Origin of the sequence: Streptomyces sp. NBC_01092 (assembly GCF_045039535.1) — a bacterium.
In the GTDB taxonomy this organism is placed as follows: domain Bacteria; phylum Actinomycetota; class Actinomycetes; order Streptomycetales; family Streptomycetaceae; genus Streptomyces.
On sequence record NZ_CP108659.1, the window covers coordinates 10,901,037 to 10,914,606 of the forward strand.

The window sequence follows — 13,570 nt, forward strand, 5'->3', positions numbered from 1 at the left end:
GTCGGGCGGGGTGGTGACGAGGCAGGGCCCCTGGTCGTTGGCGTGGTGATCTCACTCATCACACCGGCGACCGAGGGGCCCTGTTGGTTCCGTATCCTTCCATGCTCGACGTCCCGTACGAGCTTGTCGAGCATGTCTCCTGGCTCATCTACGCCCGAAGGCGTGAACTGCGCTCACCCTGGCGGACGTTGAGTTGCTTCCGGCAGGCCCTGCCCGCCCTGGCCCATCTACGCAAGAACGAGACGTATCGGCAGGTCGGCGCCGGATTCGGGGTGTCCGAGGCAACCGCCTGGCACTACGTCGACGAGACCATCGACATACTCGCCTCCTGGGCGCCCGGCCTGCACGAAGCCCTCGCCGGCTTGGGCGAAGGCGACTTCGTCATCGTCGACGGCACCCTCATTCCCACTGACCGCATCAAGACCGATGAGCCGTACTACTCCCAGAAGCACAGGAAACACGGCATGAACGTCCAGGTCATCGCACGGCCGGACGGAACTCCGCTCTGGTTCTCGCGTGCGACACCAGGACGCACCCACGACCTGACCGCAGCACGAGCCCACGACATCATCCAGGCGTGCCTGACCCGGCAGATCCCCGTGCTCACGGATCGCGCCTACCAGGGCGCCGGCGCCACCGTCCGCACCCCCTACAACCACCACAGCATCCAGCCGCTCCACTACCAGCAGTTCAACCGCGACCACGCACGACTCCGGGCTCCCGGCGAACACGCCTTCGCCCAGCCGAAGTCCCGGCGTGCTCGCCGTAGCAGCCGCCAGGACTTCAGCTGGGCGAAGGCACGTTCACAGTGGTCCGTGCAACGTGAAGTTCGCAGGTCCGGGTCTGGTGTGAGGGGTGGGCGGGATACTCATGCTGGTCGTCGGCGGGTGTCCACGGTGAAGATTGCCTGCCGTGCCGGCCGGAGCCGTTGTCGGGTTCTGCTGCGCCGGCGACCGTCCCGCTCTTACCATCCGTCACCGGGTCGGCACAGGGGGGCGCAGGGATGTCGCGGGGAGGGCGTGGGCGTGGAGGAGCCGGAGCGGATCACGGCTCGCCGGATTGAACTGGGCGTGCCGGGCCGAGGAGTTGGCCAAGCAGCTGCATGAGGTCCAGGCCGAGCGGGAGGAACTGGTGATCGCCGAGCGGGTGCTTGAACCAGCTGACCGACCAGGACCGGGCCGAGGCAGAAACGTGCGCGACCGCCCGCCCCGACTCCCGCCCGGGTGGCGGGGGCGTCGGGTGTTGCGGGGGCTGCCGTCCCAGTAGCGGCCGACGGGGGTGGCCGTGGAGCACATGGCCCGGACCGTGCCAGGCGACACACGGCGATGCGCAACGCGGTGGGACTCGTGTCCCCTGATCAGCCCAATGCCATCGAACAGGTGATCTCGTTGACGGCATTATGTTCGACGTCTACTCGCCGGATCGGGTGACCTGCCCGATATCCCGGGGCGGGAGTGCCGAGGCGTCACGAGCCGTGTGTGCCGGCTGGGGTGTGGTCGTCGCAGAGGGTGCCGAGGAGGCGCTCGATGGGCACGTCGAAGGCGTGGGCGAGAGCGCGCCAGGTCGTGACGGTGCCGGTGGTGCGGCCGTGTTCGAGGTCGATGAGGGTGCGCCGGGCCAGGCCGCTGCGGCTGGCGAGTTCGTCGAAGGTCCAGCCGCGTTCGGCCCTCAGGCGCGCGAGGTTGACGCGCAGCGCGGTGAGGTCGGGGTCGGGCGGCAAGATCGCCACTCCACCATCCGACGGTGCAGAGACCTGCCCTGTCAGTGCAGACCTCTGCACTATTTGACTGGGAGTAAGAACGCCCGATCAAGGTGCAGGGCGCTGCACTACCGTGCGTCTCCCCGGCCCTCTGGCGCCGCGGGACCGACCACCTCGGGCACGGACAGACGGGAGAACGACCAGCCCATGAGGCTCGCCGGCACGCACGCAGCAGTGCGACGCATCTGGACAGTGGAACTGCGTCCGCGACCGGGCGGCCCCGCACTCGTCTGCCCCGCCTGCACCGCCCACACGTCTTCGCTCACGGGATCCTCCGCACGGTCGGCGGTCCTGGCTCATCTGGCCTGCCACGCCCGCGCCGACGCGTTGCCCGCCCATCTGCGCAGCTGCCAGTGCCAAGCGCGGGGCTGCCGGTGGCATCCGCGTCACCGCGGCTGCGCGGGGCCGGTACTGCTCGCCCTCACCCGCGACCGCAGCGGCCGCGCCTGGCGGCTGGCTGACACCTGCGCGGCCTGCGCTGCGGCGACCACGGCCGTAGTGCCTGACACCCTGCCCGGCTCCTCCCGGCCGCCTGCCTCCCCCTGCCTGTCCACGCCGACACGCCGGTCCTACACCCGACTCCAGGAGCGTGTGCGGGTGCAGGTGCGGGTGCGGGTGCGGGTGCGGGTGCGGGTGCGGGTGCGGGAGATGCTCACCTACCTAGGCGCAGCACTGCCACGGTTCACCTCCCCCGCCGCCCGGCTGCTGGCTCTGCAGTGCGCGCTGCGTACTGACACCCGCGGTCATGTCCAGCTGCCGACGGGTCTGTTGCGGGGCATGCGCCTGCGCGGGAACCGCGAGTTGTGGCTGGAGCTGGCCCATGCCGACTGGCTTACGCTGCCGGACTTCCGTGCATTGCCTGTGCAGGTGTGGCTGCTCGATGCCGCAATGCTTGACCAGGCGCCCGGCCGCCGCGCCCGGTGCCGCGCCGCCGACTGGGCGCTGCGACCTGTTCCCCTGGTCCTGCCGACCGCAGCGCCCGCGCTGCGGCTGACCGCTCTCCTGCTGGCAGCCCGTGCCGAACACACCACCGACATGGACACCCTCAGCCGCCTTTGCGGGCACTCCCCTCAGCAGACCGGCGACCTGCTTGACCGGCTGGTGACCACATGCACCCTGCAGGCATGGAAGCACAACCGGGAGACCGACGAGGTGTTCTGGCAACTGTCCCAGCCGCAGACCCAGCCACGTTCCGTCGCACTGCCTCGCGGACACCAGGCATGAGAATTGTGAGACTGTCTCAAGAGTAAGAAGACAGCACCTGGCACGAACAACCAGTGCTGTTTGTCCGTACCATCTGTACGCCGAGGCATCTAGCGGCACTTGCGGCACTCCCGTCGGGCCGCCGATACCTCGCCCAAGAGGGCCGTTCACTTCCATGTGGCACAGCCCCGCAGGACGTTCATTCACCGAGGAAGGGTCAGCCCCATGCCCGAGACAACGACTCCCGCCACTGAACTGACATCGCAGTACGTCGCCCAGGTGACCAACGACCTCGAACGCAATGCGAAAGAGCAGGAACGTATCACTGCGGAGATCGCGTCCCTGCAAGAGCAACTTGCCGCCGTGCAGCACGACCACACGGTCCTGGTGAACGTGCAGCAGGCGCTCGGCGTCACCCAGGCGCCGGCCCAGCCCGCAGCAGAGGCCGAGAGCGCCGCGGTGCCCTCGCCCCGACAGAAGACCGGCGCCGCGCGCGGCGGGAAGCAAAAGGCCCAAAAGTCCACCGCCGCACCTCAGAAGACAGCACCCAAGAAGCCCGTGGCCAAGCCGGCAGATGCCGCAAAGGCGGCCCAGCCCACCCTGGTCGAACTCATTCGCCGCCACCTCCTCGAACTGAAGGAACCGCGCTCGGCTGCGGAGATCTCCGCCGCGCTCGGCCAGGCCCACCCCGAGCGCCAATTCGCGGACAAGGTCGTGCGGGTCACGCTCGAAGGGCTCGTGGCCAAGAGCCAGGCAGAGCGCACCAAGCAAGGAAGGTCCGTGTTCTACACCGCCCCCAAGTCGGCGGATGCACCTGAGGCCGAGGCACCGGCCGCGGAGGCTGACCGCTGACAGCAATGCATGGAGGGGCGGTTGCCTGCCCCAGGTTCGGTCAGCGGGGGCGCTGCGTCGGCCGCAGTGTTGATCTCGGTCAGAGTGGGGCTGCGATCACGCCATGACAGGCGGGTCGCCGGATAATCGACAACTCGTTCGATAGGACTTTCCCCGACCCGGTGTCAGACATCAGGTCTGACACCGCATGAGCTCGAGGGTTCGATCGTATGGTTACGACGTGGTTCAGACGCCGCGCGGCGCAGGCCGTGGCCGTGATACTGCTGGCAGCCCTGCTGACGGTGGCGCCGTCGGCAGCGACTGCGGCAGATGCCGGCGAGCTATGGGTGGAGACGTATGTGCTGCCCCTCGGGTCGGCGATGCCGTCGCTTGAGGAGTTGCAGAACGGGGACGGCGCGGCTGCGGTAGCTGGCCGCCGCTGCGGAGCCGCAGGCGCAGCTGGCGCAGGAGACGGTCGGTCCTGCCGCTTCCTACGCTTCGCTGTCGACACGAGCGTCCGGCTCGCCTTTGGCCTCGCAGGGAGAGCAGGGGGAGGCATCTGCGGCTGCGGGGCCCCGGGCAACTGCTCCGGATCCGGCGAGGAAGATGACCTTGGATGAGTGCGCGAAGGGTCTGGGCGCCGAGAAGAAGTTCTTCGTCAAGTCACGGTTCGCGGTGTGCAACGGGGCATCCTTCGTCCAGACCTGGTTTCGGAACAACCGCCCCGTGGGCGAGAGCATGTTCAACGTTCGCGTGATCGGCACCGTCGCGCTCAATAGCCGCACGATCAACTACGCGTACCACTTCAGCGACTTCTTCAAGGGCGGCAGAAACGCCGCCGACGGACTGTCGATCACCACCAAAGGGAACACCCCACAGAACTGGCCCTCTGGCGTGCGCTACAACCGTGGTGGCGACCTGCCGGCAGGGGCGAGAACGTTCGCTCAGTTGAGGGCGAAGGGCACCTTCAACCAGACGGTTCTTGCCAAGCCGGGTCAGGGCACGGGATCGGCTGACCTCGTCTTCGCCGTCTACGAGCCGTCTGTGAGGTACACCGCCCCGGCGCCCTGGACTCTCAACGGCAACGGCGGCAACCTGTTCATGCTCGCCCCTCGCTGGGATGCGGCCTCGTACCTGGCCAACTCCACCGGAGGCGGGACCCCGGACAGGAAGGGCGCTGCGACGTTCAGCTACATAACCCGCTCACCCTGAGCGCCAAACAGGGCGCGGAGGAACGGGCAGAAGCCCAGCACATCCGACAGGCATTCCTGGTCCCGCAGGACACCAAGCCGTACATGTCCGCGAAGAAGGTGCCCCCGGCCAGACGGCCAAGGAACCGCTGCACCGGACGGTCAGCAGCTCCCGCAACGAGAAGAACAGGGCGGCGGCGGTCAAGCAGTGCAAGCGCTACTGGGGAGCGAACTACACCAGCGGCGGGAAGGAATGCGATGAGTACCCGTTCGCCAGCACCTACGAAGGAGCCGCGGAGGTGGAGTACGACCCGGAGGCCAAGGAGTTCAACTTCTCCGCGAAGCCAATACCAGGGGATGACAACCAGGCCGGCGGTCTGATCCTGAAGAGCTACTACGCCAAGAACCGCATCATCGACGGATTGAACGACGGCTTCATCGTCAAGATCGTCACCTGACCGGATGCGCATCCCGGCGGGGGCGGCTCCAAGGACCGCTCCCGCCCTCCCGGTTCCGCGTTCTACGCGTCGGCCGGCCAGAACTGCACGAGGTAGCGCTCCACACCGGCACCCGTGCCTTCGCCCTCCGAAAGGGCCGCAGCCGCGGCCCGGCCAACGCAGGTGACGCGCACGCGCCAGGAGCCACCGGCGTCAGCCAGCGTGATGACCTCGTCCATCCGGCCCGTGTGCATGGACCACACCGCGACCTGCCCGCTCGTAGACTCAAAATCGGCTTCGGCCTGCTCGTCCCAGTCGCCCGGATTGTTCGGGGGCGGCGCCCCGTCCCACACCTCGACGTCGACCGTGGCGGTGTGGGTGTGCCCACCACTGGTGATGTCCAGACGCCCTGGATGGGTGCCGAGGAAAGAGTGGCGATGAAAGTCGTCGGGGAAGGGGACGGGCAGTTCCGCGTCGTCTGACTCCTGCAGACCAAACGCGTGGTACCCCACGAACGCGCTCACGCGCTGCCGCCGGACAAGCTGCGCCACAAGGACCCCTTCAACTAAGAACACTGCTCTCGCTGACCAGCCGCCGCCTGGACCGGGTGTTCGACCGCACTCAGCAGATAACCGGCTTCGTGCTCAACTGCTGGAGATCTTCCCCGCGTTGGAGCGGTCGCTCGACCTGGCTCGCAAGGGGCACGTCGTGTTGCTGACCACCCACCAGGCCCCGGCCGCGATCCGCCACGGGCACCCGATGGATCGAGGTTGAACCTAGCCAACCTCGCCGGCCGAACTCCGCAGCCGGCGATGATCACGGACACGCTAGGCAAGCGCCAGGTCGGCCAGGTCACGCCGGATCCGTTCCAGCCAGCGGCTGCGGATCCAGGACTCGAGTGTCACCCCCGCGCTGTTGCGGAACTTGCTGCTGATAGAGCACCGAGACATGATGGGCCGTCGCCACCGACTCCGGCGAGAGCTGGGGGCGGATAGCCGGCCGAGGCAGTAGGTGAAAATGCGCTCGGCGAAGTTGTCCGTGGGGCGGAGGGCTACAGGCTGCTCTGCCAGGCCGATAGCACGACCGTGGCCAGAACGTCGGCCATGTGCGGGCCTCCACTGCCGCTGCACGCCTCCAGATCGCTCGCCGCCTCCTGCAGCAGTGCCGCCGCCAGCTACCTGCCGCCGCCGGACCGGCGACGCCGTACGGGCTGCGAGTGAGTTCGGTGTGCGGGCCAAGCAGCGCCCTGGGCATATCGAGGACGACGACACCGAAAGGCACCCAGAGGTGCAGCTCGTATGGCCGGGTGGTCTCATACACAACGAGGTCGCCGGGGCCCGGCAGGCACTGGCGGCCGTCCTGCTCGACCCCGGCGCACCCGCGGCCGCAGAGGGCGACCTTCACCAGATCCCGGTCGTCTGAACCGATCAGGGAGCGGTCGCGCAGCACCGTACATGGGCTACCAGTGATTTTGGTGACCAGTACCTCGCCCGGCTTCGTGCGGCGCAGGGTGCTGTCCGCACCAGGAACGCGGGTCGTTTCGCCAAGGAGGATGCGCAGCGGGGCGAACGCGGCGGAGGCAAGCTGCTTCAGCCGCTCTGCCTGCTCAGGAGCGTCGAGGGTGGCGGCCATGCGATGCCTCCTTCGCCGTCATCTCATTGCGCCTGGCCACGCAGTCCGTTGAAAAGAATCGCGGTGACGGAATCCGCCAGAGTCGGGGCCGGCACCCCGCGTTCTGGCCGGTACCATTCGATGAGCGAGTTGACAGTGCCGAACAGCAGACGAGAGGCGAGGTGCGGATCGATGTCACCACGCACTCCTCCCTCAGCCGCGGCGCGGGCCACCAGCTCGGCCACACGGTGGTCGAACTCATGGCGCCGCTCCAGCGCACGTTGCTCCACGGCGCTGTTTCCGCGCACCCTCAGCAGCAGGGTGACGTACGGCAGCTCGTCGGCGAGCACCTCGACGCTGCGGTGCACGACATGCTTGAGCCAGGCCGTCGCGGTGGTTATTGGCACCCCGGATGCATCCTGGGGGGAATCCTCGTCGAGGACGGCAAAGAGGGCGTCCAGCGCGCGCCCGACGCCGAGCTCAAGGAGTTCCCCTTTACCGGAGACGTGGTGATAAATGCTGGACTTGCTCAGGCCCAGGCGCCTGGCCAGCTCTTCCATGCCCGTGCCGTCGTAACCGCGCTCGTTGAAGACCGCGACGGCGACCTCCAGGATGGAGCCGCGGTCGTAGACGGGACGGTCGCGACGGTCTGCAGGGCTATGTGCTGACGTTCTGCTCACCTGGCTATCCTTGCTAGAAGAGCGGTCACGCCCGGCGGAGATCCTTGACCCGGCGGAGCTTGCCCACGGACCGCTCCAGGGTCTCGGGATCGACGATCTCCACTTCGACGGTGACACCCACGCCGTTTTTGACCCCCTGGGCGATCATCTTGGCCGCGGCGGCGCGCTGGTCAGCACCGGCGCCCGAGCGGGCCTCGACACGGACGATCATATGGTCCATGCGCCCGCGCTCGGTGAGCTGGATTTGGAAGTGCGGGGCGACCGCGGGCGTACGCAGGACGATCTCCTCGATCTGGCTGGGAAAGACGTTCACCCCGCGCAGGATGATCATGTCGTCGCATCGATCGGTGACCTTCTCGATCCGGCGGAACGCGGGCCGGGCGGTGCCGGGCAGGAGCCGGGTCAGGTCGCGAGTGCGGTAGCGGATGATCGGGAGGGCCTCCTTGGTGAGCGAGGTGAAGACGACCTCGCCCTCCTCACCCTCAGCCAGGACGGCGCCCGTGATCGGATCGACAACCTCGGGGTAGAAGTGGTCCTCCCACACGTGCAGGCCGTCCTTGGTCTCCACGCACTCCTGAGCGACGCCTGGGCCGATCACTTCGGACAGGCCGTAGATGTCGACGGCGTGGATGCCCATGCGCTCCTCGATCTCGCGCCGCATCTCCTCCGTCCACGGCTCGGCGCCGAAGATGCCGACCTTCAGGGAGCTGGTGCGCGGGTCGATGCCCTGCTTCTCGAACTCATCGAGCAGGGTGAGCAAGTAGGACGGGGTGACCATGATGATCTCGGGTTTGAAGTCCTGGATTATCTGCACCTGGCGGGCGGTCATACCGCCGGAGGCCGGGATGACTGTGCACCCGGCGCGTTCGGCGCCGTAGTGCGCGCCGAGGCCCCCAGTGAACAGGCCATATCCGAAGGAGATGTGAATCTTGTGACCGGGGCGGCCGCCGGCTGCCCGAATCGAGCGGGCCATCACATCAGCCCACATGGAGATGTCATTGTCCGTGTAGCCCACGACCGTCGGCCGACCCGTGGTGCCGCTGGAGGCGTGTATGCGCCGGACGTGCTCCATCGGGACGGCGAACATGCCGAAGGGGTAAGTGTCCCGCAGATCGGCCTTGGTGGTGAAGGGGAACCCGGACAGGTCTTCCAGGGAGCGACAGTCGTCGGGCCGCACCCCTGCCTCGTCGAACTTCTTCCGGTACAGCTCCACGTTCTCGTAGGCGTGCCGCAGTGTAGCGCGCAGGCGGTGGAGCTGGAACTCCCTCAGTTGCTCGCAGGTCAGGCGCTCGCCCTCGTCCAGCAGGTCATAGGGAAGGGCTTCCCCCCGGTGAGAGGCCGGGGCCATCGGATCGCTGCTCATCACGACTCCTTCGTGGTCCTGCTCGGTGCCCTGGTCGCCGCTGTGTCATTGTTCATCGTGCGGACGGTGCGCCTACGTCCGCGGAACTCCGCGATCACCCAGGCGCCGCGCCGGACGCTGACGTCGTAGATGCCGCTGAGGCTGAATCGAGTGCGTTCTTCGGCACTCGCCACGAGTACGTCGCCCTCGTTCGCGGGGGCCACGAAGGCGATGCTGGCGCCGGCTCCAACGGTCACAAGCCCGTAGCTGCGGCATGCCCAGGCGAAGGCGGGTTGGCGACCAGGAGCACATAGCCGTCGTGGGCGATCCTGTGTCCGCTCGCCATTGCCGGAGTTCACCGTCATCCGGAGGTCTGCGGCCCCCTCGCCGTGCTCGAGCAGCTCGATGCCGAGCCTTCGGGAGGCTTCGTCCGCGGCGGGCATAGCTTTCGCAGGAGTGACTGCACTGGTCTTTGTCACTATTTCTACCACCTTGTCTACCGGCTGACGGACGGCCGAGTGCCACCAGCACCAAGCCGCCTTGGCCCACCACCGTTGGGACAACATCACTGCCGCCGCGACGGCCTGACACCGATGTGAAGATCACGAACTACAAACTGCCGTGACTGAGCACTCAACACCAGGATCAGCCGTCAAGTTGACGTACCCGACGCTGACGGTGAGGGTGGGCCGGGTACACTCCGAGGACGCGTACTTCGGATGAGAAGAAGCGCAGTTCCTCTAGGGCTAGGGCGATGTGAGGCTCGTCGATGTGCCCTTCGATCTCTACATAGAAGCGACTGGCCTTGAGGCCCGCGCCCATCTGGTAGCTCTCAATCTTGGTGAGATTCACGGCGCTGCTAGCGAATCCACCGAGCGCCTTGTACAGCGCGCTGGGAATGTTACGTACAGAGAAATAAAGACTGGTCATTGTCGGTTGCCCCGTGCTCGGGCAGTATGCGGCGTCACGGGACAGCACGACGAACCGAGTGGTGTTGTCCGGGTCGTCCTCCACCCCTGATCGCAGAACCTCCAGGCCGTAGCGCTGCGCCGCGGCGGGCGGGGCAAACGCTGTGTGCCGGCAATCACCCAGTTCCGCCACCTCGCGGGCAGCCCCCGCGGTGTCGTCGGTGACCAGCGTGCGCCAGCCACCTTCGCGTAGGATTTTCCGGCACTGTCTTAGGGCATGCGCGTGGCTGCGGACACACTCCACTTGGTCGAGCGAGCTGCCGGCAACGCCCATGAGGTCGAAGCGGATGGCGAGGAAATGTTCGGCGACGACGAACAGACCCGAATCCGGCAGAAAATGGTGCACGTCCCCGACCCGTCCGGCTGTGGAGTTGTCTATTGGGATCACTGCGAGGCCGACATCACCAAACTTCGCAGCGTCCAGGGCCTGTTCGAAGCTCGTGCAGGGCAGCATGCTGCTTCCAGGATACAATTCGTGGGCGAGGGTCGCTGAATTGGATCCGGGTTCCCCTTGATACGCAATGGTTGTCACTGTTTTACCTTTCCGTCGTGTCGACTGGCGGCCGTGGTCGCGACCTCAATCCCGTGTTGCAGGGCTGGGGGGCGTACTTCCGCTGGGGTAATTCGGCCGGGAAGTTCTTCACGATCGACAGCTAGGTCCACGAGGTCGCGATCTTCGACAATCGCAAGCGCGGCATCTGTGGCCGCCGGTGGGGCAAGCACCATGACGGAGCATGGTTCAACTGGATCGAGGTGTTCCGCCTGCCCTAGAACGTACGCAGGGTGGCAGCGCATGCCAGCCGGTGAACGAAGTCGGTAAGCCGCGTGCGCAAAAAGGCAATGGGTAGTTCGTTAAACCCGGCAGTCTTTGACATGGGTTGTGGTCTTGAAGGACGCCCGCGCCTGCGCCGGCCGACCCCGGTTGACTGTGTGCCCTCGTCGATCTTTCACGGCAGAGGCCAGCTCAGTGAGCACCTCAGCTGTCGTCGGCCACCCCAGGCACTCATCAGTGATGCTCTTGCCGCGGACGAGCGGGTGCCCAGGCACTGGTTCCTGACGACCTTCCGTAAGGAAACACTCAAGCATGATGCCCCTGATCAACCAGCCGCCGGCGCGGACCTGTTCTGCGATGGCCCGCGCAGTGGCGGCCTGACGCTCCTGGTCCTTGGCGCTATTACCGTGGCTGGCATCCACGACCAAGCGTCCGAGCAGCCCGGCTGTGGTGGGGAGCCGTTGTGCGGCCTCGATGGCTGCAAGGTACCAGTTGGGCCCCTCCGTCCCTCCGCGCAACACGAGATGACAGTCGCTGTTGCCTGCACTCCTGAGGAAGCCAGTAGCACCGCTCGGGCAGACACCCAGGAAGCCATGCGGATGTGCAGCGGACCGGATGGCGTCCACTGCGGGTTGTACGGCTCCGTCGGTCCGGTTCTTCATCCCGATGGGCATCGGCAGTGAACTGGCTCGGTGCCGGTGGATTTGGCTCTCAACCGTCCGCGCCCCGATACATCCCCATGCCACCAGGTCTGCCAGGTATGCGGGAGCCACTGTGGTCAGCCACTCGGCTGCAATGGGGAGCCCGAGTCCGGCGATCTCCGCCATCAGTGCCCTGGCCAGGCGCAGGCCGCGTTCCGGGTCCGGCGGTTTGTCGAGATCCGGCGCAACAGCCAGGCCAGGCCAGCCTACAACTGTTCGAGGTTTCTCGACGTACGTACGCATCACGATGAGCAGCTCATCGGAAAGCGAGTCGGCAATTTCCTTGAGCCGGCTGGCATATTCGATGACCGTCTCAGGGTCGTGTACCGAACAGGGACCTGCGATCACCAATAGCCGATCGTCAGTTCCAGTCAGGATCTGCCTAACTGCAGTTCGGCCTCGTTCCACGGCAACTGCGGCTGCTGATGTCCGAGGGATGCGCTGCATCAGTTCGCCTGGTCTGGTCAGTGGTTCCCACGCGGGCGTCCCGGCTGACTCAGTTGCCGTTGGGGTGATCATTGATTGAATAGCCATGGTGCCCTCTCGTTCAGGAGTCCCAAAGCGGCCCACAGGTTGGGATGCCGCGGCTCTCAAGGCCGTAGACCACGTCCCAAGTGACCTTCTGGTTTGCTACACAGATGACGCCGTCGGCTCGGAAGTCGCACGCCACGCGATAGGTGAGCTCGACGACATCGGGCTTACCGTTGATTTTGGTATCCACAATGATCGCGTTCGGCACTAGGCCCAGGATCTCGTCAACCAGTTCGTCGCCAAACAGCTGGCGTGGGCTCCGAGCGACCCATATGAGTGACATAGGCCGATCCTTGGGCCGACTCATGAGATTCGCCAGCATCGGGCCGATTCCGCTACCGGTCGCGACGAAGACCACGCGATTGAACAAACTCTCCACATGCGCCATGCCGCGAGTCGCTCCACCCTTGACCCAGACTGAGGTCGGTGGAGCGTCAATGAATTTAGAAGTCCAGTCGCCGGCCCGAGACACGGCAATGCGATAGCCGTTGCCTTCGGGAGGGTCGAACGTAGCAAAGGCATGCCACTCCTTCAGAGGCGAGTGGCTGATGACCGCGACCGAGCCAGGGAACGGCGCCCAACCGAAGTTGAAGCGCAGCAAGGCGACGTGCGATGACGGACGTGACACTGACACGGGGACCTTGCGCAACCTCGTCCAAGGGGAGATCACGCTGGCGGTCACCACCAGGAGGACCCACAGCTGCGGCACGCTGAGCAAGTCCCGCCAGTCGAGAGTGCGTCCATGTTCCTCCCATTCAGCCACTACCGTCTGCAGCCAAAAAAGCATCAGGCTAAGCCAGCCCAGGAAACGGTGGCTGCGCTCGAAGAGGTTGTGTCGCCGTCTCCGTACAGGCGGGATGGCAAGCACACATGTCACGAGCAGGAGCGCAGCCAGAACGTAGGACAGTGTAAGAACGGTGAGCGGAGCTGCGACAGGATTACGTGACCTCTCAGCGGTGAGTTCGCCTGTGAACACCGCGAACCACATCACGGCGGAAACAGCGGGACCCACGTGAAGTCCGCCGTAATGATATACTTTTGCTGCGGACCTCCGTGCCCACAGCGGCCAACTGTGAGGCATCTTTCTGGCAACTGCGAACAAGAGGTTCACCACGTGCCGTTGGCGAATCAGCACCGCCAAAGTCAGGTTGGCAAGCGTGGCGTCGGCGGCAAGCGCGGTGTCATGCGAGTTGGCCAAGACCGCGAGGTTGAGCGCGAGCACAAGGGCAATCAGTCGGTTGTAATGGAAGAGTAGTGGGTGCTTCGCGATCCTCTGCCAGAGGGTGGGATCTGGCATGAGGGAGAGTGGAGGGCTAGCGCTCGCGGACGGGCGTGCTTTATTCGTCATGCGCCGGTGTGCACCCCTCCGCCGCTGGCGTCGATGGCGACCGTGTGGCACGTATTCCCACTTGAGCATGGATGCCATAGATCTCTTCCTATCGACGCTTGCGCCAGCAACCTCTGCCGGGTTGAACCAGCGCTGCATGAGCAATCTGTTCGAGTTTGATTTCGGGCACATCCCGCGATTCGTCGTGGCTCGGTGTG

General features: G+C 66.0%; 13 protein-coding genes and 1 pseudogene. 5 read left to right on the forward strand and 9 right to left on the reverse strand.

Annotated features, from left to right (window positions below; translation table 11 throughout):
- Nucleotides 1–42: 42 nt before the first annotated feature.
- Nucleotides 43–779, forward strand: a pseudogene (locus OG254_RS48560) (transposase family protein); the annotation flags it as partial.
- A 686-nt stretch (nt 780–1,465) separates the two neighbouring features.
- On the opposite strand, the gene OG254_RS48565 reads toward OG254_RS48560, so the two are convergent.
- Nucleotides 1,466–1,729, reverse strand: a complete 264-nt coding sequence (locus tag OG254_RS48565) for a helix-turn-helix transcriptional regulator (RefSeq protein WP_405594565.1) — start codon at nt 1,727–1,729, stop codon at nt 1,466–1,468.
- 204 nt (nt 1,730–1,933) lie between these two features.
- On the opposite strand from OG254_RS48565, the gene OG254_RS48570 reads away from it, so the two are divergent.
- The 4 genes from OG254_RS48570 (at nt 1,934) to OG254_RS48585 (ending at nt 5,441) form a co-directional block, all read left to right on the forward strand.
- Nucleotides 1,934–2,983: a hypothetical protein gene (locus OG254_RS48570; RefSeq protein WP_405594567.1), complete on the forward strand. Its 1,050-nt coding sequence runs from the start codon at nt 1,934–1,936 to the stop codon at nt 2,981–2,983.
- 204 nt (nt 2,984–3,187) lie between these two features.
- The gene (locus OG254_RS48575; RefSeq protein WP_405594569.1) at nt 3,188–3,814 is read left to right on the forward strand and encodes a hypothetical protein; all 627 of its coding nucleotides are present in this window, start codon (nt 3,188–3,190) and stop codon (nt 3,812–3,814) included.
- 585 nt (nt 3,815–4,399) lie between these two features.
- Nucleotides 4,400–5,005: a hypothetical protein gene (locus OG254_RS48580; RefSeq protein WP_405594571.1), complete on the forward strand. Its 606-nt coding sequence runs from the start codon at nt 4,400–4,402 to the stop codon at nt 5,003–5,005.
- 127 nt (nt 5,006–5,132) lie between these two features.
- The gene (locus tag OG254_RS48585) at nt 5,133–5,441 is read left to right on the forward strand and encodes a NucA/NucB deoxyribonuclease domain-containing protein (RefSeq protein WP_405595646.1); all 309 of its coding nucleotides are present in this window, start codon (nt 5,133–5,135) and stop codon (nt 5,439–5,441) included.
- Between the two features lie 62 nt (nt 5,442–5,503).
- On the opposite strand, the gene OG254_RS48590 is transcribed toward OG254_RS48585, so the two are convergent.
- From OG254_RS48590 to OG254_RS48625, 8 genes are all read right to left on the reverse strand, one after another.
- Nucleotides 5,504–5,971, reverse strand: a complete 468-nt coding sequence (locus tag OG254_RS48590; protein ID WP_405594573.1) for a hypothetical protein — start codon at nt 5,969–5,971, stop codon at nt 5,504–5,506.
- 301 nt (nt 5,972–6,272) lie between these two features.
- Nucleotides 6,273–7,052, reverse strand: a complete 780-nt coding sequence (locus tag OG254_RS48595; RefSeq protein ID WP_405594575.1) for a hypothetical protein — start codon at nt 7,050–7,052, stop codon at nt 6,273–6,275.
- A 23-nt stretch (nt 7,053–7,075) separates the two neighbouring features.
- On the reverse strand, nt 7,076–7,711 hold the full coding sequence (locus tag OG254_RS48600; RefSeq protein WP_405594577.1) for a TetR/AcrR family transcriptional regulator: 636 nt from the start codon (nt 7,709–7,711) through the stop codon (nt 7,076–7,078).
- Between the two features lie 25 nt (nt 7,712–7,736).
- Nucleotides 7,737–9,074, reverse strand: a complete 1,338-nt coding sequence (gene paaK / locus OG254_RS48605) for a phenylacetate--CoA ligase PaaK (RefSeq protein WP_405594579.1) — start codon at nt 9,072–9,074, stop codon at nt 7,737–7,739.
- Nucleotides 9,074–9,277 (reverse strand): hypothetical protein, encoded by a 204-nt coding sequence (locus OG254_RS48610; RefSeq protein WP_405594581.1) that lies wholly within the window; start codon nt 9,275–9,277, stop codon nt 9,074–9,076. The genes paaK and OG254_RS48610 overlap by 1 nt, the downstream gene beginning before the upstream one ends.
- A gap of 421 nt (nt 9,278–9,698) precedes the next feature.
- On the reverse strand, nt 9,699–10,553 hold the full coding sequence (locus OG254_RS48615; protein ID WP_405594583.1) for a prephenate dehydratase: 855 nt from the start codon (nt 10,551–10,553) through the stop codon (nt 9,699–9,701).
- A 320-nt stretch (nt 10,554–10,873) separates the two neighbouring features.
- The gene (locus OG254_RS48620; protein ID WP_405594585.1) at nt 10,874–12,028 is read right to left on the reverse strand and encodes a 3-deoxy-7-phosphoheptulonate synthase; all 1,155 of its coding nucleotides are present in this window, start codon (nt 12,026–12,028) and stop codon (nt 10,874–10,876) included.
- Nucleotides 12,029–12,041: 13 nt separating this feature from the next.
- Nucleotides 12,042–13,322, reverse strand: coding sequence for a hypothetical protein (locus tag OG254_RS48625; RefSeq protein ID WP_405594587.1), 1,281 nt, complete (start codon nt 13,320–13,322; stop codon nt 12,042–12,044).
- Nucleotides 13,323–13,570 lie beyond the last annotated feature (248 nt).